The 24,843-nt window shown below is 70.1% G+C and carries 24 protein-coding genes and 1 riboswitch; of the genes, 9 read left to right on the forward strand and 15 right to left on the reverse strand.

Going from position 1 to position 24,843, the window contains the following annotated elements:
* The first annotated feature begins 72 nt into the window (after nucleotides 1–72).
* From HQ314_RS19605 to HQ314_RS19615, 3 genes are all read left to right on the forward strand, one after another.
* Nucleotides 73–774, forward strand: a complete 702-nt coding sequence (locus tag HQ314_RS19605) for a response regulator transcription factor (RefSeq protein ID WP_027504256.1) — start codon at nucleotides 73–75, stop codon at nucleotides 772–774.
* Nucleotides 771–1,733, forward strand: coding sequence for a HAMP domain-containing sensor histidine kinase (locus HQ314_RS19610; RefSeq protein WP_027504255.1), 963 nt, complete (start codon nucleotides 771–773; stop codon nucleotides 1,731–1,733). The genes HQ314_RS19605 and HQ314_RS19610 overlap by 4 nt, the downstream gene beginning before the upstream one ends.
* 68 nt (nucleotides 1,734–1,801) lie before the next feature.
* Complete coding sequence (locus HQ314_RS19615; protein WP_222650980.1) at nucleotides 1,802–3,250, forward strand: DUF4153 domain-containing protein; 1,449 nt, start codon at nucleotides 1,802–1,804, stop codon at nucleotides 3,248–3,250.
* On the opposite strand, the gene HQ314_RS19620 is transcribed toward HQ314_RS19615, so the two are convergent.
* From HQ314_RS19620 to HQ314_RS19630, 3 genes are all read right to left on the reverse strand, one after another.
* Nucleotides 3,189–3,473 (reverse strand): protealysin inhibitor emfourin, encoded by a 285-nt coding sequence (locus tag HQ314_RS19620; RefSeq protein ID WP_027504254.1) that lies wholly within the window; start codon nucleotides 3,471–3,473, stop codon nucleotides 3,189–3,191. The genes HQ314_RS19615 and HQ314_RS19620 overlap by 62 nt on opposite strands.
* Before the next feature lies 1 nt (nucleotide 3,474).
* Nucleotides 3,475–4,614, reverse strand: a complete 1,140-nt coding sequence (locus HQ314_RS19625) for a M4 family metallopeptidase (RefSeq protein ID WP_051613070.1) — start codon at nucleotides 4,612–4,614, stop codon at nucleotides 3,475–3,477.
* Between the two features lie 81 nt (nucleotides 4,615–4,695).
* A complete protein-coding gene (locus HQ314_RS19630; RefSeq protein WP_222627818.1) occupies nucleotides 4,696–5,157 on the reverse strand; it encodes a hypothetical protein in 462 nt (153 codons plus the stop codon).
* Between the two features lie 79 nt (nucleotides 5,158–5,236).
* On the opposite strand from HQ314_RS19630, the gene HQ314_RS19635 reads away from it, so the two are divergent.
* Nucleotides 5,237–6,322, forward strand: a complete 1,086-nt coding sequence (locus HQ314_RS19635) for a hypothetical protein (protein WP_222650981.1) — start codon at nucleotides 5,237–5,239, stop codon at nucleotides 6,320–6,322.
* On the opposite strand, the gene HQ314_RS19640 is transcribed toward HQ314_RS19635, so the two are convergent.
* Complete coding sequence (locus HQ314_RS19640; protein WP_222651028.1) at nucleotides 6,264–7,112, reverse strand: pseudouridine synthase; 849 nt, start codon at nucleotides 7,110–7,112, stop codon at nucleotides 6,264–6,266. The genes HQ314_RS19635 and HQ314_RS19640 overlap by 59 nt on opposite strands.
* A gap of 132 nt (nucleotides 7,113–7,244) precedes the next feature.
* Here HQ314_RS19640 and HQ314_RS19645 point away from each other — a divergent pair, with 132 nt between their 5' ends.
* Entirely contained in the window at nucleotides 7,245–8,132 is an 888-nt protein-coding gene (locus tag HQ314_RS19645; RefSeq protein WP_027504251.1) for an oxidoreductase, read from the forward strand.
* Nucleotides 8,133–8,136: 4 nt separating this feature from the next.
* On the opposite strand, the gene HQ314_RS19650 is transcribed toward HQ314_RS19645, so the two are convergent.
* From HQ314_RS19650 to HQ314_RS19660, 3 genes are all read right to left on the reverse strand, one after another.
* Nucleotides 8,137–8,559 carry an organic hydroperoxide resistance protein gene (locus HQ314_RS19650; protein ID WP_027504250.1) on the reverse strand — a complete coding sequence of 141 codons (423 nt, stop codon included), beginning with the start codon at nucleotides 8,557–8,559 and terminating at the stop codon, nucleotides 8,137–8,139.
* 31 nt (nucleotides 8,560–8,590) lie between these two features.
* Nucleotides 8,591–9,022: a MarR family transcriptional regulator gene (locus tag HQ314_RS19655; RefSeq protein ID WP_308119499.1), complete on the reverse strand. Its 432-nt coding sequence runs from the start codon at nucleotides 9,020–9,022 to the stop codon at nucleotides 8,591–8,593.
* Nucleotides 9,023–9,241: 219 nt separating this feature from the next.
* Nucleotides 9,242–10,036, reverse strand: a complete 795-nt coding sequence (locus HQ314_RS19660; protein WP_056446809.1) for a DUF1206 domain-containing protein — start codon at nucleotides 10,034–10,036, stop codon at nucleotides 9,242–9,244.
* Nucleotides 10,037–10,280: 244 nt separating this feature from the next.
* Between HQ314_RS19660 and HQ314_RS19665 the strand changes: the two genes are divergently transcribed.
* Nucleotides 10,281–11,357 (forward strand): 3-deoxy-7-phosphoheptulonate synthase, encoded by a 1,077-nt coding sequence (locus HQ314_RS19665; RefSeq protein ID WP_308119500.1) that lies wholly within the window; start codon nucleotides 10,281–10,283, stop codon nucleotides 11,355–11,357.
* Here HQ314_RS19665 and HQ314_RS19670 read toward each other — a convergent pair.
* Both HQ314_RS19670 and HQ314_RS19675 read right to left on the reverse strand, forming a co-directional pair.
* Nucleotides 11,323–11,952, reverse strand: a complete 630-nt coding sequence (locus tag HQ314_RS19670) for an alpha-ketoglutarate-dependent dioxygenase AlkB (protein WP_222650983.1) — start codon at nucleotides 11,950–11,952, stop codon at nucleotides 11,323–11,325. The genes HQ314_RS19665 and HQ314_RS19670 overlap by 35 nt on opposite strands.
* A 50-nt stretch (nucleotides 11,953–12,002) precedes the next feature.
* On the reverse strand, nucleotides 12,003–13,220 hold the full coding sequence (locus HQ314_RS19675; RefSeq protein ID WP_222650984.1) for a CdaR family transcriptional regulator: 1,218 nt from the start codon (nucleotides 13,218–13,220) through the stop codon (nucleotides 12,003–12,005).
* A 126-nt stretch (nucleotides 13,221–13,346) separates the two neighbouring features.
* On the opposite strand from HQ314_RS19675, the gene HQ314_RS19680 reads away from it, so the two are divergent.
* Together HQ314_RS19680 and HQ314_RS19685 are read left to right on the forward strand one after the other, a co-directional pair.
* Nucleotides 13,347–15,083, forward strand: coding sequence for an aldehyde dehydrogenase family protein (locus HQ314_RS19680; RefSeq protein ID WP_222650985.1), 1,737 nt, complete (start codon nucleotides 13,347–13,349; stop codon nucleotides 15,081–15,083).
* Between the two features lies 1 nt (nucleotide 15,084).
* Nucleotides 15,085–16,674 carry a GMC family oxidoreductase gene (locus tag HQ314_RS19685; protein ID WP_027504243.1) on the forward strand — a complete coding sequence of 530 codons (1,590 nt, stop codon included), beginning with the start codon at nucleotides 15,085–15,087 and terminating at the stop codon, nucleotides 16,672–16,674.
* On the opposite strand, the gene HQ314_RS19690 is transcribed toward HQ314_RS19685, so the two are convergent.
* The 5 genes from HQ314_RS19690 to HQ314_RS19710 form a co-directional block, all read right to left on the reverse strand.
* Nucleotides 16,663–17,712, reverse strand: coding sequence for an AraC family transcriptional regulator (locus HQ314_RS19690; RefSeq protein WP_056446817.1), 1,050 nt, complete (start codon nucleotides 17,710–17,712; stop codon nucleotides 16,663–16,665). The genes HQ314_RS19685 and HQ314_RS19690 overlap by 12 nt on opposite strands.
* Entirely contained in the window at nucleotides 17,709–18,959 is a 1,251-nt protein-coding gene (locus HQ314_RS19695; protein ID WP_222650986.1) for a pyridoxal phosphate-dependent aminotransferase, read from the reverse strand. The genes HQ314_RS19690 and HQ314_RS19695 overlap by 4 nt, the downstream gene beginning before the upstream one ends.
* A gap of 41 nt (nucleotides 18,960–19,000) precedes the next feature.
* Complete coding sequence (locus HQ314_RS19700; RefSeq protein ID WP_222640926.1) at nucleotides 19,001–19,684, reverse strand: DUF3239 domain-containing protein; 684 nt, start codon at nucleotides 19,682–19,684, stop codon at nucleotides 19,001–19,003.
* Nucleotide 19,685: 1 nt separating this feature from the next.
* The gene (locus HQ314_RS19705) at nucleotides 19,686–21,341 is read right to left on the reverse strand and encodes a DNA repair helicase XPB (protein ID WP_027504240.1); all 1,656 of its coding nucleotides are present in this window, start codon (nucleotides 21,339–21,341) and stop codon (nucleotides 19,686–19,688) included.
* A gap of 76 nt (nucleotides 21,342–21,417) precedes the next feature.
* Complete coding sequence (locus tag HQ314_RS19710) at nucleotides 21,418–23,703, reverse strand: helicase-associated domain-containing protein (protein WP_222650987.1); 2,286 nt, start codon at nucleotides 23,701–23,703, stop codon at nucleotides 21,418–21,420.
* Nucleotides 23,704–23,775: 72 nt separating this feature from the next.
* On the opposite strand from HQ314_RS19710, the gene HQ314_RS19715 reads away from it, so the two are divergent.
* Nucleotides 23,776–23,967, forward strand: a complete 192-nt coding sequence (locus tag HQ314_RS19715) for a hypothetical protein (protein WP_027504238.1) — start codon at nucleotides 23,776–23,778, stop codon at nucleotides 23,965–23,967.
* 58 nt (nucleotides 23,968–24,025) lie between these two features.
* Here HQ314_RS19715 and HQ314_RS19720 read toward each other — a convergent pair whose 3' ends face one another.
* Complete coding sequence (locus HQ314_RS19720; RefSeq protein WP_027504237.1) at nucleotides 24,026–24,613, reverse strand: transglycosylase family protein; 588 nt, start codon at nucleotides 24,611–24,613, stop codon at nucleotides 24,026–24,028.
* An 8-nt stretch (nucleotides 24,614–24,621) separates the two neighbouring features.
* A riboswitch (cyclic di-AMP (ydaO/yuaA leader) is annotated at nucleotides 24,622–24,828 on the reverse strand.
* Nucleotides 24,829–24,843: the final 15 nt, after the last annotated feature.

The raw sequence follows: 24,843 nt of genomic DNA on the forward strand, positions 1-24,843 counted from the left end.
CCGGAGCGATCTCCACGGAATCTTCACAACGTGTCCCCGAGACCCGCACATGGTGCCGTTACGGTCTGTTTCATGGATCGACGACGAATTCTGGTGGTCGAGGACGAACGGGCCCTGGCCGACGCGATCGCGGCACGGCTGCGGTCCGAGGGCTTCGACGTCGACCTCGCGTCGACCGGACCGGCCGCCGTGGAGACGGTGGCCCGCACGAACCCCGACCTTGTGGTCCTCGATGTGATGCTGCCCGGGTTCGACGGTCTCGAGGTGTGCCGACGCATCCAGTCCCGCCCCGAGGGCGCCGTCGCCGTCCTCATGCTCACGGCGCGGTCGGACGAGACGGACCAGCTGGTGGGCCTCGGGGTGGGTGCGGACGACTACATGTCCAAGCCGTTCTCGATGCGCACCCTGGTGGCCCGCGTGCACGCACTGCTGCGCCGGGTGGAACGCCATCCCGCGCCGACGCCGACCGTCGTGCACGAGTTCGACGACGTGCGGGTCGACGAGCACGCGCGGCGGGTCTTCCGTGACGGCGACGAGGTCCACCTGACACGCACGGAATTCGATCTGCTGCTGTTCCTCGCTCGGCGGCCGGGCGCGGCCTTCGCGCGAGATCGACTGCTGTCGGACGTGTGGGGGTGGTCGCGCGACGACTCCATGACGTCGGTGCCGTCCCGCACGGTCGACAGCCACGTCAAGGCGTTGCGGCGCAAGCTGGGGTCCGACGTGGTGCGCACCGTCCACGGCGTCGGGTACGCGTTCCGGGCACGCGGATGATCCGCCCTCTCGACTCGCTGCGCTCGTTCAAGGTCAAGACCGGCCTGGTGGTGGTGATCGCGCTGTTCGCGGCGTCGGGCACCTTCTGGCTCGCGGCGCAGCAGCCGTTCCGGTACGCGCTGCTGCTCGCACTCGTCGTGGCTCTGGTGGTCACGCAGATCGTCGCGCACGGGATGACCTCGCCGCTGCGCGAGATGACCGCAGCCTCGCGAGCGATGGCGAACGGGGACTACACGCACCGGGTTCGTGCCACGTCGCGGGACGAGATCGGCCAGCTGGCCGTCGCGTTCAACACGATGTCGGCAGACCTCGCAGAGGCCGACCGCTACCGTCGGGAGCTGATCGGCAACGTCTCGCACGAACTCCGGACACCGATCGCGTCGCTGCAGGCTGTGCTCGAGAACATCGCCGACGGGGTGCAGGAGGCGACCCCGGCGACGGTGGGAGTCGCCCTCGAGCAGACCGAACGTCTGGCTCGGCTCGTCGACGACCTCCTGGATCTGTCGAAGCTCGAGGGTGGCGCACTCGGTCTGTCGCGCAGCACGTTCGACCTCCGTCAGTTCCTGACCAGCGTGGTCACCCAGAGCACGGCGACCCGGTTCTCGGTGTCGGTCGAGCCTCCCGGTGCGACGGTGACCGCCGACGAGGAACGGGTACGGCAGGTGATGGCCAATCTGGTCGAGAACGCCGTGCGCCACGGTCCGCCCGACGGTGCAGTGGCCGTGTCGGCCGTGGTGGGTGACGACACGGTGCGCATCGACGTGGTCGACGAGGGCGACGGGATCGCGCCGGCCGATCGCGCTCGGGTGTTCGACCGGTTCGTCCGCGGCGGGTCGACCGACGGCGGCACCGGCATCGGGCTCGCCATCGCTCGATGGGCCGCCGAGTTGCACGGCGGCACACTCGATGTGGTCGACGTCGGCGCCGGGTGTTGCTTCCGGCTCACCCTTCCCGTCTGACCCCGCACTCGGCACGTGACACCGCATCCGGTGCTCGCGCGATCACCCCTGCCCGAAAGAGGTTCACGATGACTACCGACCTTCTTCCCGATCCGGCGGCGCAGTCGCCGGTCCGCACCGTCACCGAGTCTCCGCGTCGCTGGGCCGTGGGCTCCGCCGCAGCGGTCGGGGTGGTCGCCGGCGCCATACTGACCGACCGGCCGTCGGTGGCCTACCTCGTTGTCGGCGTCGCTGCCGTCCTCGCCGCTCGACTGCCGGACCGGTCGCGCTGGTCCGTGGCATGGATCGGCGCCGCGTTCGCGCTGCTGCTGGTCCCGTTCGTCCGCGATTCGGGATGGCTCGCAGCGTCGTCCGTCGGACTGGCTGTGTGGTGTGTGGCTCTGTCGACCACGAGATCGACGACGTTCACCGCCACGGTGCTCGCGCCGATCGTGCCCGTCGTGGTGCAGGGAGCCGTGCTCCGCTCGCTCGGAACCGGTGCCGCACAGGTGACGCTCCCGTCTCGGGGGTCCGCGGTACGCACGCTGCGCGTCGTGGTGAGCACGGCCCTGCTGGTCACCGTGTTCACGCTGCTGTTCGCGGGTGCCGACGGTCGCTTCGCCTCGCTCGTCGACGCGGTGATCCCGACCGTGTCCGTCGACGTCGACCCGCTGGGGCCGGTCGTGGCTCTGTGCGTCGCGCTGTGGATTCTGGGTGTCGCCCACGCGAAGCGTCACGCGATGGCACTCGATGCGCTCGCTCCCGGCGCCGGTCGACGACGACCGGTGTGGGAGTGGGCGGTGCCGGTCTGCGCGCTCGTCGTCGTGTTCGCTGCGTTCGTGGTGGTGCAGGCAGCCACGTTGTTCGGCGGACACGACCACGTGATGACGACGGACGACCTGACCTTCGCGGACCACGCCCGATCGGGATTCTGGCAGCTGATCACGGTGACAGTCGGCGTGCTCGTCGTGGTCGCCGTGCAGGTACGCAAGGTCGACGCCGAGGTGCGGCGCGACCGGGTGCTCGCGCGCATCGCCTTCGGGTCGCTGTGTGTGCTGACGCTGGTGGTCGTCTGGTCGGCGGTGTACCGAATGTCGTTGTACGAGCAGCAGTTCGGTCTCACTCGGCTGCGAGTCGGGGTCATGGCCGTCGAGGTGTGGTTGGGCGTCGTTGTGCTCGCCGTCATCGTCGCCGGTGCGCGCTGGTCCGCGCGCCTACTGCCCGCGGTGATCGTCGGCACGGCGGCGCTGGGCGTGCTGGTGATGGCGGTGGTGAACGTCGATGCGCTGGTCGCAGAGCGGGCAGTCGAGCGCTACGAGCGGACCGGACTGATCGACGTCGACTATCTCGGCACGCTGTCGGCGGACGCGGTGCCCGCCGTGTCGACCCTGCCGCCCACGCTGCGCGACTGCATCGTCGACGAGCCCGGGAGCGACCCGTGGTGGAACGCGAACCTCGCACGCCGTGAGGCCGCCGTCATCGCGGCGAGCGACCCTCTCGCAGAGTGCGCTCTGCCAGCTCGCGAAGCGGGCCGGTGAGTGCCGAATCGCCGGTCTCGCACGAGTGCTCGCCGATCTCGAGTCGCCACCGGAAGGTGTCGCGAGCGAGGGACGACGACTCGGGCAGGCCGTTCAACAGGGGGAGCGCGCGAGTGACCAGCTGCTCCCACTCGGGTGCCGTGTCGCCGAGGGCCGTGGTGTCGACGCTGCCGCGGCGGGTCATCCCGGCCACGCCGCCGCTGCGTACCACCACGATGACCATGTCACGTCCTCTTGCTCGCCTCGTCCGCCGCATCGGACGCGGATCCCGTCCCGGCCGGCTCGAGGCCCACGGTAGTCCACCCGCCGACCACGGCGCGGTGAACGTCGGACCCGGTTCCGTACCGCGCCGATGCGGCCGCGACCGTCGCCGCGGAGAAGGCGGCGAAATCGGCGGTCGGCGTCAGGCTGCCGGACGTGAGAGCGTCGAACCAGACCTGTCCGAGACGATCCCAGGCCGGCCCGCCGAGCGCGACGGCGGCCTCGGCGAACGCGCGGTTGGGGATGCCGGAGTTGATGTGCACCCCGCCGTTGTCCTCGGTGGTCTCGACGTATCCCGCCATGTCCGCGGGCTGGGGGTCCTTGCCGAGGACGTCGTCGTCGTACGCGGTACCGGGTGCCAGCATCGAGCGGAGGGCGCTGCCCTGCACGTCGGGGAGGAAGAGCCCCTCGCCGACGAGCCAGGACGCGTCCTCGGCGTTCTGCCCACGCGAGCGCTGTTCTGCGAGGACGCCGAACACGTCGGACACCGACTCGTTGAGGGCGCCGGACTGTCCGGCGTACTCGAGCTGTGAGGTGTACTGCGTGAAACCGTGAGCCAACTCGTGCGCGATGACTGACAGCGACACGGTGAAGCGGGTGAACACCTCGCCGTCACCGTCGCCGAACACCATGCGGGTGCCGTCCCAGAACGCGTTGTCGTACTGCTCGCCGTAGTGCACCGTGGCGTCGAGCGGCAGCCCCTGCCCATCGAGGCTGGACCATCCGTAGACCTCGGCGAACAGGGCGTGGGTGACGCCGAGGCCGTCGTAGCTCTCGTCCGCCGCCGGATCGCCGACAGGTTCGCCGCCCTCGGTACGCACGACGTCGCCGGGCAGAGTCTGCGTGTTCTTCGCGTCGGCGATGGTGCGCTGCAGCCGATCCGCGACGGCGCCGCGGGGAGCGGTGGGCGACACGGTGGACCGCGTCGAGTCGCGTCGGCGCCGCATCTCGTCGTCGAGTTCCAGCGTGCGGCTCGCGACGGACGGGGCGGTGTCCAGGCGGGCACTGCGTTCCGCGGGGGCCGACGCGAGGCGCTGCAGAAGGTAGGGAGGAACGACGCCCTGGCAGCAGGGCGTGGTGCGCGAGAGGTCGGGGGTGGCCACGATGAGATCCTTCCGAAGGGGAACGATCGCCACGCTAACCCCGATCACCGACAGCCCGCGCACCTCGCGGAGCTCGTGCGGTCAGGGGCAGGCGACCTTCGCCTGGTCGTAGATGCGACCGGCCTCGTCGACACCGGGCTCGTTGCCGTTGTTGGTGGCCTGCGACCGGATGTCGGTGACCACGGCGTCCTTTTCCTTGCCGTCGGTGATCTGCTGGCAGATGCTGCCGAGCAGCGATTCGATGTCCTCGTCGGACTTTCCCTCGGAGAGCGCGGAGAACTGCGCCTTGTAGGCGGCGACGAAGGTCGCGCGCTTGGCGTCGTCGAACACGTTGCCGGCATCATCGGCCAGGCTGCCGGCGCTCGACTGGATGCCGGGTGCGGCCGACTGTGCAGAGCTGAGTGCGCCCTGAGCTGCGTCGCCCACCGATTCCGCGGCGTTGTTCGCGGTGTCCTGTGCGGACTGCTGATCCTCGGAGCTGCATCCACCCAGGATCAGGGCGAGGGTGGCGGCAGCGGCGAGCGTGGCGGGAAGGAGTCTCATCGGACGAACTTTACCGGGCGTACCGTCGCATTCCACCGCGAAAGTGGCCTGTGAATGACCATGATCGACGATGGCCATCATGCAGCGGGATGAGGGTGCGCGGCGGGTGCGGACGCCGATCGTGCGCAGTGCCGACGGGACATCGTCCGTGGAGTCGTTCGTCATCGCCGCGGTCGCGACCATCCTGCTCACCCGCGCCTACCTCGAACTCACCGACTATCCGCAGGTGGGCGGCGGAAGCCTGCACATCGCCCACGCACTGTGGGGCGGTGCGCTGATGATGACGGCGCTCGTCGTCGGATGGCTGTTCCTCGGCTTCGGAGCGCGCTCGTCGGCCGTGCTGCTGGGCGGCGTCGGCTTCGGTCTGTTCCTGGACGAGGTCGGGAAGTTCGTGACGAAGGACAACGACTACTTCTACGGCCCGTCCGCCGAGATCATGTACGTGACGGTGGTTCTGGTCCTGGTGCTCGGACGAACCGTCCGCGACGTCCGCGAACCGACGCCACGGGAATGCCTCGCGAACGCTGCCGCCATCGCGTCGGAAGGACTCGTCGGTGGGGTACCGGGATCGCGCCGGGAGCTGGCCCGCGAACTGCTCGACCGAGCGCGGACGACGGGAGCCGATCCCGAGCTCGTCGCGAGCATCGACACCCTGCTGAGTCGGTGCGTTCCGGCACCGTCCCGGCCGACGAGTCGGCGGGCGTGGTTCTCGCGCGCCGTCCCGTCGTTCGTGACCAGTACGCGCTGGGCGATCGCGTTGTCCTGGCTCATGGTGGTCACCGCGTCCGCGACGGTCGTGGCGGGCATCGCGCAACTGGCCACGGGCGGTCTGGTCATCGAGCGCGACGACCTCGATGTCACCCTCGACCGGATGACCATCTCGGGCGGCATCCTGTGGGTGACGGCGTGCGTCACGGTCGCCCTCGGGCTCCCGTCGCTGATCGCGCGGCGGCGCACCGCGTCCCTCTGGCCTCTGCACCGACTCCGGTCGGCGGCCCTGATCTACGCGTTGCTCGGTGCGCTCGTCGACTTCGCCGAGACGGGCTTCGCCGCCCTGACCAACCTCGCGATCGGACTGCTGACGCTCGCCGCGATCTCGCACCGGATCACGGTGGAGACAGCGCGAGGGTCCGCTGCGACGCGAAGTGCCGCGGTGCGCCTGTGAGCGGGTCGGTGAACTCGATGCTCCGCGCCAGCAGTCGCAGTGGATCCCGGTAGTCGTCGACGGCGACCTCGCGCGGCACGGGATACAGCGAGTCGCCGACTATGGGCAGGCCGAGAGAGGCCATGTGCACGCGTAGTTGATGGGTCTTGCCCGTGCGCGGATGCAGGCGGTAGAGCGCCAGGTCGCCCACCGTGCGCACCTTCTCGATCACGGTCTCGCTGTTCGGCTCACCCGGCACCTCGGTCGCCTGCAGTGATCCACGGTCCTTGACGATGCGGCTGATCGCGGTGTGCGGGAACGAGATCGGCGAGTCGGGGGCCACCGCTTCGTAGACCTTGACCATGCTGCGATCCCGGAACATCTCCTGATATGCGCGGCGGACGTCCTGTCGCGCTGTGAAGACGAGCACGCCCGCGGTGAGGCGATCGAGGCGGTGCGCCGGGGACAGTGCGTCGTTTCCCAGTTCGCGTCGCAGCCGGGTCAGGGCGGTCTGCACGACGAAGCGCCCGCGTGGTGTCGTCGCCAGGAAGTGCGGCTTGTCCACCACCACGATCGCATCGTCTCGGTACAGGATCGGGGCGGTGAACGGCACCTCGGGTTCCACGGGCGGATCCCGGTACAGGTAGACGTCGGCGCGGGGGACCAGGGGAGTGTCGACCAGCACGGGCCGTCCTGCGGCATCGACGACCTCGCCGTCCGTCACCTTCGCGCGCAGGGCCTCCGCATCGCGCGGAAAGCGTGCGACCAGGTACTCGACTATGGTCCTGTGCTCTGCCGGCGCGTCCGGCATGCGGATCCGCGTCGGATTGAGACCGTCTCGGATCGGCAGCGGTGCGGGCACCGGATCGAGCGTAGTGCGCCGGTACCCTCGAACGCGGTCGGCCGCGGCGAGCGGCCGAGTGAAGTCTCAGGGGGGAAGCGCATGGCACAGAAGTCTGCACACAAGTGGGTCGAGACCGACGTACCGGATCAGACCGGCCGGACCTTCGTGGTCACGGGAGCCAACAGCGGGCTCGGCGCCGAGGCCGCGAAGGCACTCGGTCGCGCGGGCGCGACGGTGGTGCTGGCCTGCCGGACTGTGGAGAAGGCGAAGCCGATCGCGGACGAGATCGGTGAGCGCGCCGAGGTGCGTCGACTCGACCTCGCGGATCTGAGCTCGGTGCGGGAGTTCGCCGACGACACGCCCACCGTGGACGTGCTGATCAACAACGCCGGCGTCATGGCACTGCCGCTGAAGCGGACCGCCGACGGTTTCGAGATGCAGTTCGGCACGAACCATCTCGGGCATTTCGCGCTGACCGGCCTCCTGCTGGACAGGATCACCGACCGCGTGGTCACCATGTCGAGTTTCATGCACCAGGTACCGGGACTGAAGCTGTCGGATCTCAACTACGAGAAGCGTCGCTACAGCCGGTGGGGTGCCTACGGGCAGTCGAAGCTGTCGAACCTGCTGTTCGCGTACGAGCTGGATCGCCGACTGCGTGCGGCGGGGTCACCCGTGCTCTCGCTGGCGGCGCATCCCGGTTACTCGAGTACCGAGTTGATGGGTCGGACGGAGAGTGTGCAGGACGCGTTCATGTCACTCGGCCGGGTCTTCGCCCAGTCGGCCTACATGGGAAGCCTGCCGGAGCTCTACGCCGCGACGGCACCGGGGCTGCAGTCCGGCGGCTACTTCGGACCGGACGGGTTCCAGGAGCTGAGCGGGCACCCGAAGAAGGTCGGATCGAACAAGGCCTCGCGTGACGAGGCGAAAGCCCGTGAGCTCTGGACCAGGTCGGTCGAGCTCACGGGCGTCACCTACCCGATCTGAACGGTCAGTCGTCGCTGACGGTGATCTGCACGTCGATGTTGCCGCGGGTCGCATTGCTGTAGGGGCAGACCTCGTGGGCCTTGTCCGCGAGGGCCTGCGCCGTGTCGTGATCGAGGTTGGGGAGGGTCACCTCGAGGACCACGGCGAGCTCGAAGCCGCCGGCGTCGTTCGGGCCGATGCTGACCTTCGCGCCGACGGAGGAGTCGGTGACGTCGGCCTTCTGCTGGCCGGCGACGAGGCGCAGAGCGGAGTGGTAGCACGCTGCGTAGCCGACGGCGAAGAGCTGCTCCGGGTTGGTTCCGTTGCCGCTGCCGCCCATCTCGGTGGGGGCGGCGAGGTCGACGTCGACCTTGCCGTCGGTGGTGCGGCCGTGGCCGTTGCGTCCGTCGCCGGTGGCCAGTGCCTCTGCGGTGTACAGCGTCTTCATGGGTGAACCTCTCGTGGTGGGGATGGACGGGTCAGGCGGAACGAAGCGACGCGGTGGTCTTGCGGACGAGTGCGATCAACGTGGTCGCCTCGTCTTCGGAGAGGCCGGTCGCGGTGAAGATGCACTCGGGAACGTGCGCGGCCGCGGAACGCAGGGCGTGGCCCGTGTCCGTCAGCCGGATCTCGACGCGTCGTTCGTCCTCCGCTGAGCGTTCGCGGGTGACGAGCGACAGTGTCTCGATGCGCTTGAGCAGGGGGGACAGTGTTCCGGAATCCAGGCCGAGTCGATCGCCCAGCTCCGAGACGCTGAGTCCGTCCCGCTCCCACAGCACGAGCATCACCAGGTACTGCGGGTAGGTGATGCCCAGGTCGTCCAGCAGGGGCCGGTAGACCGCGGTGGTGGCCCGCGACGCCGAGTACAGGGCGAAGCAGAGTTGCTTGTCCAGTGTCAGCGCGTCGTTCACAAGACCGAACGTAGCGCACAATTGAATTGTGCACAACCTTTTGCTCCAGACAAAAGTCCATCGCAGCGATCGAGGCGGACGTCAGCGTGCGAACAGGAACATCGCGAGGGTGCGGAGAACGCCGGGGTAGGCGTCGTCACGCGGCTGCGAGGCGGCGGGCGCGGGTCGGAGCGGCGTCATGGGCACCGATGGGTTTGTCGGTGTCACGACATCGACGCCTCACATCCGGGCGTGCCGGGCCATCACGACGGCGTAGACGCCGTAGAGGGCGATGCCGACTCCGGCGAGGACGAGCAGGATCTGTCCGAACGGCTGCGCCCCCAGGGTCTTGACGGCTCCGTCGAGACCCGTCGCCTTGCCGGGATCCGCGGTCAGCACGGCGGCGGCCACCAGGACACCGACACCGACGAGGGCGAGGCCCTTGGCGGTGTATCCGACCACGCCGATGACCCGGACCGGACGCCCGACGTGACCCTCGAGGTCCTTCTCGAACTTGGTGGAGATGCCCTTGTACACGTGATAAGCGCCGACGCCGATGATGACGGCCGCGGCCACGACGAGAACGACCTTGCCGATCGTCGACTCCATGAGGCGGGCGGTGAGCCCGGCGTTCTGCTGACCCGTCGACTGCCCGGCACCGCGAGCGAAGTTCAGCGCGGACCAGGCGAATGCGAGGTACACGACGGCGAGTGCACCGGCCTTGAGTCGATCGGTCGCACTGCCGGAATCGGCCTCGGTCTTCTTACCCACCACCGCCTCGAGAATGCGCCACGCGGCGAGGGCCAGGAAGGCGACGACGGCGATCCACAGCATGACGGCACCGCCGGGCTTGGAGGCCAGCTCGCCCAGCGCGCCGGACTGGTCGGCGTTGCCGCCCTGTCCGAAGGCGAGCCGCACCGCGATGTATCCGATCAGGAGGTGCAGCACTCCGCTCACGAGATGCCCTGCGCGGGCGGCTCTCTCGAACGCCGTGCTGTTCTGGATGCGGTCCCCGCGAGAGGTGTCGATCGCCATCGGACCATGGTCCCACGTCGAGGGAGAAGAATGTCCGCTTCCGCCGCCCGGGTGCGTCGGTACGGCCGTGCGCTACAGTGCCTGTGTGCAGCGAGCATATTTTTGGTTCAGCAGGCCGGCCCTCGGTGGTCCGGTCAGCGGAACCATGCGCTGACCCACTCCACCCGACGAGCCGGCAGGACCGGCTCGCGTGGAATGCGTGTCCCGGTCGTGACGTCTCACCCGACCGCCCCGAGGACTCATCGTGACTCTCGCACTCGACACTCTTCCCGACCTGTCGCGGACAGGTCCGCTCGTCTCGCCGCGTGCGCTGCGGGGCGCGGAACCCGCATCCGCCGACGCGGCTCTCCGCGTCGCCGACAGCCGTGACGCCCTGCGCGCCATCCTGACCGGAGCCGACGACCGCGTGGCCGTCGTGGTGGGCCCGTGCTCCGTGCACGACCCGATCGCGGCACTGGACTACGCCCGCCGGCTGGCCGTCCTGGCCGACGAGGTGGGGGATCGACTCCAGGTGATCATGCGGGTCTACTTCGAGAAGCCGCGGACATCGGTGGGCTGGAAGGGTCTGCTCAGCGACCCCGGCCTCGACGGCTCGGACGATCTCGACGCCGGGCTCCGGGCGGCGCGGCGCATTCTGGCCGCCATCGTCGACGGCGGCCTGCCCACGGCGACGGAGTTCCTCGATCCTGCTCTGTCCGGCCATCTCTCGGACCTGGTGACGTACGGGGCGATCGGTGCCCGCACCGCGTCGTCGCAGGTTCACCGCCAGATGGTCAGCGGTCTGCCGATGCCGGTGGGCATCAAGAACGGGACGGACGGCGACGTGCAGGTGGCCGTCGACGGGGTGCGCTCGGCGAGGTCGCCGCACGTGTACGCCGGGGTCGACGACGACGGCCGACTGGCCGCCGTGCGCACGGCGGGCAACGAGGACGCCCACGTCATCCTCCGGGGTGGGTCCTCCGGCCCGAACTACGACGCGGCTTCGGTGACCGACGCTGGGGAGCGGCTCCGGCGCTCGGGCGCGGACCCGCGGGTGGTGGTGGACGTCAGCCACGGCAACAGTGCCAAGAACCACCGACGCCAGCTCGACGTGCTGGGCGACCTCGCCGACCGGATCGCCGGCGGCGACCGCGGCGTCGTGGGGGTGATGGTGGAGAGCTTCCTCGTCGAGGGCCGTCAGGACCTCGGCACGTTGGGGGAGCCGCTCACCTACGGCCAGTCGATCACCGATGCCTGCCTCGGGTGGGCGGACACCGAACGCGCCGTGCGTGCGCTGGCCGACGCCGTCAGCGCACGCCGTGCGGTCGGAACTGGACGCTGATCCGGGGCCCCGTGGCGCGCGTGCTCTTGGGCACGCAGTGCTCCCAGGTCCGCTGACAGGACCCGCCCATGACGATCAGATCACCGTGTCCCAGAGTGTGTCTCACCGAGGGACCGCCGCCGCGCGGTCGCAGCAACAGCGGCCGTGCGGCGCCGAGGGACACGATGGCGACCATGGTGTCCTCGCGCGCTCCGCGTCCGAGGTCGTCGCCGTGCCAGGCGACGCTGTCCTTGCCGTCGCGGTAGAAGCAGAGTCCGGCCGTGGCGAAGTCCTCGCCCAGTTCGGCCCGGTAGTGCTCGCTCAGCTGTCGACCGGCATCGACCAGGACGGGGGCGGGCAGCCGCTGGGGGTCGGGGAAGAAGGAGACCAGGCGCGGGACGTCGACGACGCGGTCGTACATCGGTCGGCGTTCCGACCGCCACGGAACCTCGTCCACAAGCCGGTCGAAGACGCAGTCCGAGCCGCTCACCCAGTTCGGCAGCACGTCGATCCACGCGCCGTCGGTCAACACCGTCCGGCGGACGGACGTGAGGGAGCCGAGCGACGGTCCGTCCGCGCCGTCGTCGAACAGGGACGCCTGGAGTGCGTAGGTCACGGGGCCATCGTAGCGCGGTCGTTCGAACGTATGTTCCTACACGGCCGTCGTCACCGAACGCGGGCCAGCTCCGCTGCGCGCAGACCGACGTACAGTTCGGCGGCGTCCACCGGGTTCGTGTGATCACGGCCCGTGAGGTCGTGGATACGGCGGAGCCGGTAGAGCACGGTGTTGCGGTGGTAGTGCAAGCGGTCGGCCGCCGCGGTGGTGGAACCGGCGGCCGCGAACCACGCGTCGAGCGTCTCGAGCAGGCTGTCCCGGTCCGCGAGGCGGTGCGGGCCCTCGGCCACGGCGAGCGGACCCAGGATCTGTCGGGCGGCCCGCGCGGCGGCGTCGGGAGTCGAGACCAGCAGCAGCGGAACCGGACACGCGTCGTAGCGACTGATGCGCGCGCTCCCCGGCGGTGCGCAGCGACGAGCCGTCCGGGCCTGCGCCACCGCCGTCGGGGTGGACAGCGACCGCTCGTAGTACGTGCCGACACCCAGTCGGGTGCCGTAGAGCCGGCCCAGGGTGTCCACCGCGTCGTCGAGCACCGCCGGCGCCGAGGCGACCAGCAGTCCCAGGTGACCGTCCGCATCGGTGTCCCACACCGACTCGACACCGAGCGGCAGGATGCTCTCGCGCGCGCTGCCCGGAGTGGCACCCCGGTCGACGGTGGTCTCGGCGGACACGACGGCGAAGTGGCCCGCGTCCGGGATGCGGAAGGCCCGCAGGGCGTCCTGCACGGCAGCGGGATCCGAAGCGGTCTCGTCGAACAGAGCGCGGAGCACCATGCGGCGCGCATCGGCGTCGTCGAGGGCGAGCCGGTCCGCGGCGTCGCGATACGCCTCCGCGGCCGCGTCGGAGTAGGTGTCCACCAACGCCCACACCTCGGTGGCCATCGCGAGCAGCACCTCCGGAGCCCGGCCCGCGGCCGCCGCGGTGAGCTCGGCCCAGATCAGACGACCACCGAGGCGGAACGCGTGCAGCAACGCCGCCAGCGGCACCGCGTTCTCGGCCTTGATCCGGCCGGCCGCGCGTGCGGGTTCCAGGTCGCCGCTCGCGCCCGTGGTCAGAGCGTCGAGCATGGACCGAAGATTGCCGGTGCACACCGTGGCGAGCTCGTCCCGCGTGAGCGACGTGGCCTCGAGGTACGAGTGCTCGGCGACCAGGATGTCGAGGACGAGTCGCTCGCTGAGCTCGCCGACGTGCTCTCCCAGCAGCGCGGCAAGACCCTGCGAGGTGAGCGGTTCCGGTGCGGAGCGGCGGACGGCCACGGGCGTCGACATCACTCCACCGTACGGCTGTCCGGTGACGGACACCACAGGGCGGCTGTGCCTCGGCACAAACCGGGCGCGTGAGCTGCCGACGTCCGCCTATGGCCACCCGATGTAGTACAGGTCACAATCAACGGTATGACCACAGGCGAACTCACCCCGAGTACCACCGGCGCATCCGCCTTTCCCGAGGTCGACGCGGCTCTCCGCGACCTCGAACAGGGCGAGGCCGCATGGGCACGTGCCTCGCTCGGCGACCGCGCGGACCTTCTCGACCGGGTCGCGGCCCTCACGGCGTCGAAGGCGCAGGAGTGGGTCGACGCGGCCGCTCGATTCAAGAAGCTGCCCGCGGCCTCCGCACTCCTCGGCGAGGAATGGCTCTCCGGGCCGTACTCCGTCGTCACCGCGTGCCACGTGCTCGCGCAGAGTCTGCGGCAGCTCGCCGTGGGGAAGAGCCCGCTCGCGGACGCCCGGATCGGCTCGGGTCCGGGCGGGCGCACCACCGTGCAGGTGCTGCCGTCGAACATCTTCGACACGCTGCTGCTCAACGGGTTCTCCGCCGAGGTGTGGCTCGAACCGGGTGTCGACGCGGACACCGCGCGCCGTGACGCCGGACTCGCGCAACGGAACCCGACCGAGACCGGGGGCATCGGTGCGGTGCTCGGCGCCGGCAACATCACGTCCATCGCCCCGCTCGACACGCTCTACGAACTGGTCGCGCACAACCGCGTCGTCGCGCTGAAGCTCAACCCGGTGACGGATCCGATGGAACCGGTGCTCCGCGCCGTCTTCGCTCCCTTGGCCGAGCTGGGCGCGGTGCGCATCCTCACCGGTGGCCCGGACGTCGGCTCGTACCTCGTGCACCACGACGCCGTGGCGCACGTGCACATGACGGGCAGCTCGATCACGCACGACGCCATCGTCTTCGGCACCGGCGAGGAGGGTGCCGAGCGCAGGAAGGCCAACACCCCGTTGCTCGACGTGCCCATCTCGAGCGAACTCGGCGGCGTCTCGCCGGTCATCGTGATCCCGGGCCAGTGGTCCGACGCGGACATCCGGTTCCAGGCCGAGCACGTGGTGACCCAGCGGCTGCACAACGGCGGCTACAACTGCGTCGCGGCGCAGGTCGTGGTGATCTCCTCCGAGTGGCCGCAGCGCGACGCGTTCCTGGCGGCGCTGCGCACGGCACTGCACGAGGCACCGGACCGCGAGCCGTACTACCCCGGCAGCGCCAGCCGCGTCGCCGGTGCCCGAGCGGACTACCCGGGCGCGGAGTCGCTCGGCCCGTCCGGCGGCCGCACCCTCGTGAGCGACCTCGATCCGGACAGCTATCGCGCTCTGCTCACCACCGAGTACTTCGCACCGGTGCTCGGTGTCATCGAGATCCCGTACACCGGGCAACGTTTCGTGGACGAGGCCGTCCGCATGTCGAACGAGGAGTTCGTCGGCACGCTCGGCGTCAACGTGATCGCGCATCCCGACACGCTGTCGTCGCTCGGCACCGCCGTCGACGAGATGCTCGAGGACCTGCGCTACGGCACCATCGCGCTCAACGCGTGGACCGGCGTCGGCTTCCTCACGGCGGCGGCGACCTGGGGTGCGTTCCCGGGCCACACGCTCGACGACGTCCAGAGCGGAATCGGCGTCGTGCACAACGCACTGCTCATCGACCGACCCGAGCGCACCATCGTCCGCGGGCCCTTCCGACCCGCGCCGCGCTCGATCCTGAAGGGCGAGTTCACCCTGTCGCCGAAGCCGCCGTGGTTCGTCACCAACCGCACCGCGGCCACCACCGCGAAGCGGTTCACCGCGTTCGCCGCGGCTCCGTCCTGGAAAGCCCTGCCCGCCATCTTCGCGTCCGCTCTGAGAGGTTGACATGACCGAGACTTCCACCGACTACGTCGTCGTCGGCGCAGGATCCGCAGGATGCGTCGTCGCGAATCGGCTCAGTGCCGCGTCGAACACCGACGTCGTCGTCCTCGAGGCGGGCCCGGAGGACAAGGACAAGTTCGTCCACATTCCCGCCGGGTTCTCGAAGCTCTTCCGTTCGGAACTGGACTGGGACTACGACACCGAGCCGCAGGCCGAACTCGCCGGCCGACGGATCTTCTGGCCCCGTGGGCGCATGCTCGGCGGCTCCTCGTCGATGAACGCCATGATGTGGGTGCGCGGGTTCGCAGCCGACTACGACGACTGGGCGGAGGCAGCGGGACCCGGGTGGTCGTTCGACAGCGTGGTGGACACCTTCCGCCGTATCGAGAACATCGAGGGTGCCACCGAGTCCGACGAGGGCAGCGGCGGACCGCTGCACGTGTCGAAGCAGCGCAGTCCCCGGTCGATCACCGGCGCGTACCTCGATTCGGCCGCGGCACTGGGCTTGTCGACGGAGCGTGCCAATCTCCCCACGCCCAAGGGCATGACCGAGACGATGGTCAACCAGAAGCGCGGCGCCCGGTGGAGCTGCGCCGACGCGTACCTGCGGCCGGCCATGTCACGGCCCAACCTCACCGTGGTGACGGAGGCGCAGGCCACGCGCGTGCTCTTCGAGGGAACCCGCGCAGTGGGTGTCGAGTACTCGAAGGACGGTGCGCTGCACACGGTTCGGGCCTCGAAGGAGGTCATCCTGTCCGGCGGTGCCATCAACACCCCGCAGTTGTTGATGCTGTCGGGGATCGGTGCGCCGGAGCATCTCGCCGAGCACGGCATCGACGTGGTGCACGCCGCCCCCGAGGTGGGCGAGAACCTCATGGACCACCTGGTGTCTGCCCTCGGATACGGGGTGCAGTCCGACACGCTGTTCACCGCGGAGAAGATTCCGGAGCTGATCAACTACCTCGCGCGTCGACGCGGCATGCTGACCTCCAACGTCGCGGAGGCGTACGGCTTCGTCCGCAGCCGCGACTCGCTCGACCTCCCGGACATCGAACTGCTCTTCGCGCCGGCGCCCTTCTTCGACGAGGGTCTCATCCCGGCGGACTCGCATGCGGCCATCCTGGCGTCGATCCTGCTCAAGCCGGAGAGCCGCGGACGCATCTCGTTGCGGTCGTCCGCACCGTTGGACAAGGCGATCGTGGATCCGCGCTACCTGTCCGACCCGGGCGGTGTGGACCGTGCGGCGATGCTCAGCGGGCTGCGCTACTGCGCCGACATCGCGCAGACGGAGCCGCTGAAATCGCGACTGGGGGAGATGGTGCGCCCGGTACTGCGCAACAGCGAGGCACTCGACGAAGCGCTGAGCGAGTCGCTGGAGACCATGTCTCACACCCTCTACCACCCGGTGGGCACCGCCCGGATGGGCTCGGACGCGGCATCGGTGGTGGATCCGGAGCTGCGGGTGCGCGGGGTGGAGGGGCTGCGCGTGGCCGACGCGTCCGTGATGCCGACGATCATCCGCGGCCACACTCACGCACCGTCGGTGCTCATCGGGGAGAAGCTGTCGGAGTTCGTGCTCGCCTCACGCGTGTGAGCGGTACGACCCCGGCGTCATCCCGGTCCACCGTTTGAAGGCGCGGCGGAAGGCGCTGGGTTCGGAGAAGCCGAGACGCGAGGAGATCTCTTCGGCCGTCTCGCCTCGTTCGAGCCCGGCGACCGCCGCGTCGCGCAGCACCTCGTCGCGCAGCTGACCCAGTGACGTGCCCTCCTGGCGCAGCAACCGGCGCAGGTGCGGCACGCTGATGGACAACATCGTCGCGATGTCGGTGGTGGTCGAGGCGCGGCCCATCGCGCCCAGTGCGAGGGCGCGCCGCACCACACTCGCCGCGCTGGAGCCGTAGTCCCGCTCCGAGAACAGGCGATTGGGCGACTCGCGGAGGTACTCCTCGAGGCTCTCCTCCGTCTGCACGAGCGGTGACGCCATGATCGCGTCGTCGAATTCCAGTGCCGCGACGTCGGATCCGAACGTCACGTGCACCCCGAAGATGTCGTCGTACACCCGCGGCGACGGATGCTGCGGTTCGGGGAAGGGCACCTGGACGGACAGCAGTTTCACGCGCCGCCCGATGAGCCATGCCGAGAAGCGGTGCCAGAGGATGAGCAGGAATTCGATGCGGATGCGCTGCGCCGCCTCGGCCGCCTCCGGGGAGAGCTGATCGGCGATCATCGTCGGGGAGTCGACGAGTTCGAGCCGGGCGCGTCCCCCGCCGCGCATCAGCACACCGCGCGGGACGCCGGGAAAGGCGCGACCGACGTCCACCATCCGCTCGAGCGCGCTCCCCAGATCGGGGCGGTGGATCATCGTCAGACTGAGTGCCCGAAAGGTGCCGCGGCGCACCGGAGCCGATCCGAGACCCATCAGCTCGTCGCCCGTCATCTGCCACAGCGCGCGAGTGAGGCGCGTGACCTGGTCGGTGGTGAGGCGGGCGCCGGGTCGAGTGAGGACATGCGGGTCGATGTCGGCCTCGCGCAGGCAGGCGGACAGGTCCACACCCGTCTCCCGCGCGAGGGTCACCGCCGTGCGGACGAACTCCACCGAGATGGTCGGCGGCGCCGCAGTGTCGATCGTCATGGGGTGGCGGACAATCGGGCCAAGCGCGACGCCGCGTCGGCGAGCACGTGATCCTGTTTGCAGAAGGCGAAGCGCACCAGGGTGTCCCAGCCCTCGCGGTGATCGACGAACGCGTCCACCGGTACGCCGACGACGCCGATGCGTTCGGGCAACGCACGGCAGAAACTGTCGGCGTCGGACTCGCCCAGTGGAGCGATGTCGGCGCAGACGAAGTACGTGCCCTCACTGCGCTTGACGTCCAGCCCGGCATGCGACAGCGCGGCGGACAGCGTGTCCCGCTTGGCCTGCAGTCCCGTTCGCAGGGCGTCCACCCAGGCGCTCTCGTGGTCGAGGGCGTGGGCCACCGCCGGCTGGAAGGGGGCGCCGCCGACGAAGGTCATGAACTGCTTGGCCGCCTTCACCGCGGCGATGAGGTCGGCGGGTCCGCAGGCCCACCCCGTCTTCCACCCGGTGGCGTTGAACGTCTTCGCCGCGCTCGACACCGTGATGGTGCGCTCGGCCATGCCGGGGAGCGTGGCGATGGGGGTGTGGACGGCGTCGTCGAACACCAGTCGCTCGTAGACCTCGTCGGTGAGGACCAGGAGGTCGTGCTCGCACGCGACCTCGGCGATCGCGGCCAGCTCCGATGCGGTGAACACGGTTCCGGTGGGATTGTGCGGGGAGTTGACGACGATCATGCGGGTGCGCGGGCCGACGGCGGAGCGCAGGGCATCGACGTCGAGGGCGAATCGATCGCCGTCGACGACGAGGGGGACGGTGCGCCGCTGCGCACCCGCGAGCGCGACGGCGGCCGCGTAGGAGTCGTAGTACGGCTCGACGAGCAGCACCTCGTCACCGCTCTCGACGAGGCCGAGCATCGCGGCGCTGATCGCCTCGGTGGCCCCGACGGTGACCAGGATCTCCGAGTCCGGGTCGTACTCGGTGCCGTAGCGGCCGGCCCGGTCCCGAGCGACGGCGTCGCGCAACACCGCCATGCCCGGCCCGGGCGGGTACTGGTTGAGGCCGGACGCGATGGCCTCGCGCGCCACCTCCAGCATGCGCGCGGGGCCGTCGGTGTCCGGGAAACCCTGTCCGAGATTGACGGCGTCGTGCGTGGCCGCCAGCGCGGTCATCTCCGCGAAGATGGTGGACGCGAAGGGGCGCAGCCGGGCGACGGTGCGGGAAGGCCGGAGGCCGGCCGGATTCGATTCGCGGGAAGGCCGGAGGCCGGCCGGACTCGATGCGCGGTCGTTCGACGTCACAGCCATGAGGGGGAGCCTAGCGTTCGAGTCACGAGTCCCTCGACGCGTCAGTCCGCGCGCTTCTGCAGCAGTTCCTCGGGCAGGTCGTGGGGGTCGATGAGGAGCTGATCGTTCTCGGCCTGCCGCACGGTCTCCGACACGGACAGGTTCTTGCGCAGCAGCTTCCACTCGACCGGATCGATGGCCTCGATGGCCGTCCGCAGCACGGTCCGGTCCCTCGTACCCCAAGCGACGGGCATGGGGCTGACCATCTGCCACGTCTCCGAGATGGATTTGGCGCTCCGGTCGGACAGCACGGCCACGGAGGGGACGCGCTCGCCCTCGGTCATCGTGTGTCCCGGCAGCGCCCGCACGTTCCGGACGACGAGTGCGTAGTGCGGGACGGTGGTCTCCGGCTTGGCGATGTCGATCAGCGCGAGGATCGTGGCTCCACGCGGTCGCGTCTCCGACACCATGGCCGGCACCAACGCGCTCGAGGCGTACAGCTCGTCGATGGACCCGACCTTGCGGGGCGCCCACACGGACACCCACAGCGACATCAGGGCGGCCACGGCCAGCACCGCACACAGGATGTAGGACCACGCGTGGTCGAGGACGTACAGCCAGGCCGCGCCGCCCGCGAGGAGCACGGCGAAGACGACGGACGAGATGCGCAACCGCCGCACGTCGCCGAGGGTCTCGTTCACCGACCGGGCGTGCGCGCGGTCCACGGGGAAGTCGAAGGTGCGCACGTCAGATCGCCGGTCCCAGGAGGTCGTCGGCGTCGGTGATGCGATACGCGTAGCCCTGCTCGGCGAGGAAGCGCTGGCGGTGAGCCGCGTACTCCGCGTCGAGGGTGTCGCGCGAGACGACCGAGTAGAAGTGCGCCTGCCCACCGTCGTGCTTGGGGCGCAGCAGTCGGCCCAGTCGCTGGGCCTCCTCCTGCCGGGATCCGAAGGTGCCCGAGACCTGCACGGCCACCGAGGCTTCGGGGAGGTCGATGGAGAAGTTGGCGACCTTGCTCACCACGAGGGTCTTGATCTCGCCGCGGCGGAACGCGTCGAAGAGCAGTTCGCGCTCCTTGTTCTTGGTCGAGCCCTGGATCACGGGAGCATCCAGGGCCGCACCCAGCTCGTCGAGCTGGTCGAGGTACGCGCCGATGACGAGCGTCGGTGAGTCCTCGTGCCGCGCCAGGATCGACTTCACCACGGCGATCTTCGTGTGCGCCGTGGAGCACAGCTTGTAACGCTCCTCCGGCTCCGCCACGGCGTACGACATGCGTTCCGCGTCGGTCAGAGTGACGCGCACCTCGATGCACTCGGCCGGCGCGATCCAGCCCTGTGCCTCGATGTCCTTCCACGGTGCGTCGTAACGCTTGGGGCCGATGAGCGAGAACACGTCGCCCTCGCGGCCGTCCTCGCGCACCAGCGTCGCGGTGAGTCCGAGTCGGCGTCGCGACTGCAGGTCGGCTGTCATGCGGAACACGGGAGCGGGGAGGAGGTGCACCTCGTCGTAGATCACCAGGCCCCAGTCGCGGGAGTCGAAGAGCTCGAGGTGCTTGTACTCACCCTTGGTGCGGCGCGTGATCACCTGGTAGGTCGCGATGGTGACCGGGCGGATCTCCTTGCGCTCGCCGGAGTACTCGCCGATCTCCTCCTCGGTCAGGGAGGTGCGGGCGATGAGCTCGCGCTTCCACTGCCGACCGGCGACGGTGTTGGTGACGAGGATCAGTGTGGTCGCGCGGGCCTTGGCCATGGCCGCGGCGCCCACCATCGTCTTGCCGGCACCACAGGGGAGGACGACCACACCGGATCCACCGGCCCAGAACGAGTCGGTCGCCATCTGCTGGTAGTCGCGTAGCTCCCAGTGGCCACCGGAGAAGTCCAGATCGATGGGGTGCGCCTCGCCGTCGACGTATCCGGCCAGATCCTCGGCCGGCCAGCCGACCTTGAGGAGCATCTGCTTGAGGCGCCCGCGCTCACTGGGGTGGACGAGCACGGTGTCGTCGTCGACCTGCGCGCCGAGCATCGGGGCGATCTTCTTGTGCCGCATGATCTCGGTGAGCACGGCGCGGTCGAGGCTCACCAGGGACAGCCCGTGCACGGGCGACTTGACCAGCTGGAGCCGGCCGTAGCGGGCCATCGTGTCGACGATGTCGACGAGCAGGGGCTGCGGAACCGCGTAGCGGGAGAAGGTCACGAGGGCGTCGACCACCTGCTCGGCATCGTGGCCCGCGGCGCGCGCGTTCCACAGCGCGAGCGGGGTGATGCGGTAGGTGTGGACGTGCTCGGGTGCGCGTTCCAGCTCGGCGAACGGAGCGATGGCCGCGCGGGCCTGCCCGGCGAGCTCGTGGTCGACCTCGAGCAACAGGGTCTTGTCGGACTGGACGATCAACGGTCCGTCGGTCACGGTCTCTCCTTCACGCGCCCCGCATGGACGAACCGGGGCGCAACCAGTCCATTGTGCCTTGCACCGGCGCGGCGGTTCAGGCGAGCAGGGCCACCGACGTGATGCGGTGCAACGTGAAGTGACGCATGACACCGGCGTCGGGGTCCCACGCGTCGAGTTGGCCGCCGCCGACGGTCACCGGTTCGACGACACGGTTGCTCGAGACACCGGCAGCGTCCACGTAACCGATGCTGATCGGTGAGCGGGACAACGCGGCGCGCTGGAGAAGCGCGATCGTCGCGGCGCCGGACGCACGGGTGCCGTCGGACCGCACCCGTTCACGCTCGGTCCGGCGCACCTCTCCGGCTCGGGTGCCGGCCCGCATCTCCGAGACGAGGCGCCCCAGTTGCTCGTCCGTGGGGACGGCGGGCGTGCGGTAGGGCGAGCGACCGCGACGGGGGACGACGCGCGCACCACGATCGCGAACGTCGACGATCGTGCCGGAGGAGTCCTCGCCCGCGGGTGCGAACCCGGCGGCGCGCAGCCCGGCCAGCACGTCGGCCAGCGGCGCCTGCGAGATCGCGACGGTCGGGGCCAGTGCCCGCAACGCGAGGGCCTCGGCGGCGGGAGAGGAGAGCACCTCCGCGAGCAGTGCGGGGTCCTCGCAGCGGACGAAGGACGACGCCACCCCGGCACGCAGGCGTCCGTGGCGGCGGGCGACGTCGTCGATGAGGTAGGTCAGCGACTGCGGGACAGGCGTCCGCGAATGGGTGGCGAAGAGGGCATGGAGCTCCGCGGCGGTGGTGCCGCCGTCCAGAGCACGTCGCAGCGTCCGCTCGTCGATGCGGTACATCGTCGCGGCGCCCGCCGACTCGATGTCCGCGACCGTCGCCATCCGCTGCGCGAGCTCGGGAGTCAACGGCCCGGGGGCGACGACGGTCAGGTCGGCCTGGACCAGAACGTGGTCGATGGGTTCGGGCAGGACGCGGTGCATCGCCGCCGCGGCCGAGGAGGGATCACCGATCAGTGCGCGTCCGGGGGTGGACAGTGCTTCGCGGCCGACGACCCCGAGAGCGCCGGCCTCGGCCAGGTAGCGGGAGACCGGGCCGACGCCCAGGCGAGCGGCGAGGCGTGGCCTGCGCCAGGTGGCGATGCGGACGACGTCCTCGGTGGCGAGGGCCTTTCCCGAGGCGAGATCGGCGATCACGCCCAGCACGATCCGCCGGTCTCGGGGCGCGGCGGCCGAGCGGGCCTCGTCGGACAGTGCGGCGATCGGCTTGTCGTTGGCGTCGCGCATGCCGATCAACCACGGCACCCTGGGCAGATCCAGCCAGGCTCCGGCCAGGGTGGCCCAGCGCTGTGCCGGCGATGCGGTGACCCACGCGTCGACCGCGGGGGTGGGCGTCCACATGTCGTCGATGTCGGTGAGAGGTCCCGGATCGGGCAGCCCCACCGCGATGAGTCCGGCGCCCGCCAGGACCTCGACCAGCAGGCCGACTCGCGCCTCGTCGAGATCGGCTGCCTTCGCGATGCGTCGGATCTCCCGGACGCCGAGTCCTCCCGCCTTGAGTGCGGGCGCGGGCGTGCGGGAGAGCGAGTCGACGATGTCCTCGCAGTGCCGCAGCAGCTCGAGGGCCTCCCCGGCGGCGGCCGCGTCGACGTCCGCCACCCCGACAGCGGTGGTCGACGCCGCCGGTGGGGCCAGCGACACCGGATCGGTGACGGGCTCGCCGCGGAGTACCTGCGAGACCTGCGGCGGCAGTTCGACCGTGTTGTCGTCGAGCCAGGTGAGCAGCCCGGCGGCGAGCAGGCGCTGGACGGGCCGATCCGCGGGCGTACCGGGTGCGGCGTCGCGCGTCCGGCCGATCGACGACGAGCGGGTCAGCGTGGTGAGCAGCTCACGGCTGCGGTCGTCGATCTCCGCGAGCTTCGCACCGACCACCTCGGCGGTGAGCGAGGCGTCGACGTCGAAGAACCGTCCGACCCGCCACGGCACGGCGTCGCGTGCGGCCGCGACCAGGGTGAGCGACGTCGTGCCGCGCACCAGCGCACGCGCACGCAACACCGACAGTGCCGCGTCGACCGCCTTCTTCGTCGCCCGGCGGCCGACGATCTCGTCGAGTCGGGCGCGGGCGACCGGGGCGGTGTCGGCGCCCTCGTGCGCGAGCAGCTCCACGACGGTCAGGCACGTGGTGTCCAGGTCCTCGGCCGCGCGCAGTACCGAGGCACGTTGCTCGGACCGGCCCGCCAGAACCTCGAGTGTGGGCGGCGGCGGGATGGTCAGGTCGGGGCGGAGCCGCAGCAGTTCGGCCAGTTCGTCGTCGCTGCGCGCGGACAACCACTCGGTGAGTGTGTCCGCCGGCGTGCCCTCGTTGTCGGTCATCGAGGTCAAGCGTAGAGACCGGTCCGGGGACCTGGACTGGCAGAGGCGCTACTCCGAATGGTGAAATGAACCATGGCGAACTCAGAGAAGAAGCGATATGTCGACCCGGGCTGGCCGCACAGTGCGGACGACGACGATCATCCCGTCACCGAACTGATGTCGGCGCGCGCCGGAAACCTGTCCCCGTTCGGTGAGGAGACGGAGTTCCCGCTGCCGGTGGACTCGCTGCCCTACGCGCATCCCCACACGGTCATCAACCGCTGACGCGCGAGACACGAGAAAGGCCCCCACCAGTCGGTGGGGGCCTTTCTCGTGGAGTGGGTCAGCGGGGCAGGAGATCCTGGTTCGCTGCGATGAAGCTCGCCACCTGCGGATCCGCGGTGGCGGCCTGGACGAAGCCCAGGATCGCCGGATCGTTGGTGAAGTTCTGGACGACCTGGGTGAGTCCCTGCACGGCCTGCTCGGTCGACGGGATGCTCGTCAGATCGGGGAGTGCCGGTGCGGTGGGCGCCGTGGTCGCCGGTGCGTCGCGCTGCGTCGGGCCGCTGCTCAGTCCGAGCTGCGAGGAGCAGGACGGCCAGGCGCCCCAGCCCTGCGACTCGAGCACGCGCTCGGCGACGACGATCTGCTCTTCACGGCTGGCCTGGTTCGCGGTGGCCGCGAACTCTCCGCCGCCGTGTCCGGTCCAGGTGCTCGGCGAGAACTGCAGGCCGCCCTGGAAACCGTTACCGGTGTTGATGCCCCAGTTGCCGCCGGCCTCGCACTGCGAGAGACGGTCCCAGTCGGAATCGGGGGCTGCGTTGGCCGTGCCGCTGAATGCGAGACCTGCGGTGCCGACCAGTGCGCCGGTGACGGCGACCTTGGCGACGGTCTTGCCCGTGGTGCTCGGCTTGCGATGACGTCCGCTCATAAGGGTAGAAATCCTCTCCACACGCGCCTGCGAGGTCAGCTGTCGGATTCGGGCTGAGAGGTAGCCCGGCCTCGGTGCGCTCCTGGCTGGAGCGGAGAGGCTTCACCCCTAGGTCGACTGCTCGGTGCCCGGTGGGGCGCCGCGAGAGCCGGCCGGATATCTACGAAGGACGTGTGGGTCCCCCGCCCTCGTCCCTGATCATGTCTGTGAGGGATGTCCGGTACCCGCGG

This window comes from Rhodococcus sp. BP-332 (genome assembly GCF_019836065.1).
GTDB lineage: Bacteria > Actinomycetota > Actinomycetes > Mycobacteriales > Mycobacteriaceae > Rhodococcoides.

What these genes read in the sequence shown, in the direction of transcription:
- HQ314_RS19710 (WP_222650987.1), bottom strand. Translation starts at nt 23,703, where the DNA reads ATGACCGACAACGAGGGCACGCCGGCGGACACACTCACCGAGTGGTTG.
- HQ314_RS19675 (WP_222650984.1), bottom strand. Translation starts at nt 13,220, where the DNA reads ATGTCGACGCCCGTGGCCGTCCGCCGCTCCGCACCGGAACCGCTCACC.
- HQ314_RS19605 (WP_027504256.1), top strand. Translation starts at nt 73, where the DNA reads ATGGATCGACGACGAATTCTGGTGGTCGAGGACGAACGGGCCCTGGCC.
- HQ314_RS19635 (WP_222650981.1), top strand. Translation starts at nt 5,237, where the DNA reads ATGCAGCGGGATGAGGGTGCGCGGCGGGTGCGGACGCCGATCGTGCGC.
- HQ314_RS19660 (WP_056446809.1), bottom strand. Translation starts at nt 10,036, where the DNA reads ATGGCGATCGACACCTCTCGCGGGGACCGCATCCAGAACAGCACGGCG.
- HQ314_RS19690 (WP_056446817.1), bottom strand. Translation starts at nt 17,712, where the DNA reads ATGACGATCGACACTGCGGCGCCGCCGACCATCTCGGTGGAGTTCGTC.
- HQ314_RS19715 (WP_027504238.1), top strand. Translation starts at nt 23,776, where the DNA reads ATGGCGAACTCAGAGAAGAAGCGATATGTCGACCCGGGCTGGCCGCAC.
- HQ314_RS19695 (WP_222650986.1), bottom strand. Translation starts at nt 18,959, where the DNA reads ATGGCTGTGACGTCGAACGACCGCGCATCGAGTCCGGCCGGCCTCCGG.
- HQ314_RS19610 (WP_027504255.1), top strand. Translation starts at nt 771, where the DNA reads ATGATCCGCCCTCTCGACTCGCTGCGCTCGTTCAAGGTCAAGACCGGC.
- HQ314_RS19630 (WP_222627818.1), bottom strand. Translation starts at nt 5,157, where the DNA reads ATGAGACTCCTTCCCGCCACGCTCGCCGCTGCCGCCACCCTCGCCCTG.
- HQ314_RS19680 (WP_222650985.1), top strand. Translation starts at nt 13,347, where the DNA reads ATGACCACAGGCGAACTCACCCCGAGTACCACCGGCGCATCCGCCTTT.
- HQ314_RS19650 (WP_027504250.1), bottom strand. Translation starts at nt 8,559, where the DNA reads ATGAAGACGCTGTACACCGCAGAGGCACTGGCCACCGGCGACGGACGC.
- HQ314_RS19720 (WP_027504237.1), bottom strand. Translation starts at nt 24,613, where the DNA reads ATGAGCGGACGTCATCGCAAGCCGAGCACCACGGGCAAGACCGTCGCC.
- HQ314_RS19645 (WP_027504251.1), top strand. Translation starts at nt 7,245, where the DNA reads ATGGCACAGAAGTCTGCACACAAGTGGGTCGAGACCGACGTACCGGAT.
- HQ314_RS19685 (WP_027504243.1), top strand. Translation starts at nt 15,085, where the DNA reads ATGACCGAGACTTCCACCGACTACGTCGTCGTCGGCGCAGGATCCGCA.
- HQ314_RS19615 (WP_222650980.1), top strand. Translation starts at nt 1,802, where the DNA reads ATGACTACCGACCTTCTTCCCGATCCGGCGGCGCAGTCGCCGGTCCGC.
- HQ314_RS19620 (WP_027504254.1), bottom strand. Translation starts at nt 3,473, where the DNA reads ATGGTCATCGTGGTGGTACGCAGCGGCGGCGTGGCCGGGATGACCCGC.
- HQ314_RS19640 (WP_222651028.1), bottom strand. Translation starts at nt 7,112, where the DNA reads ATGCCGGACGCGCCGGCAGAGCACAGGACCATAGTCGAGTACCTGGTC.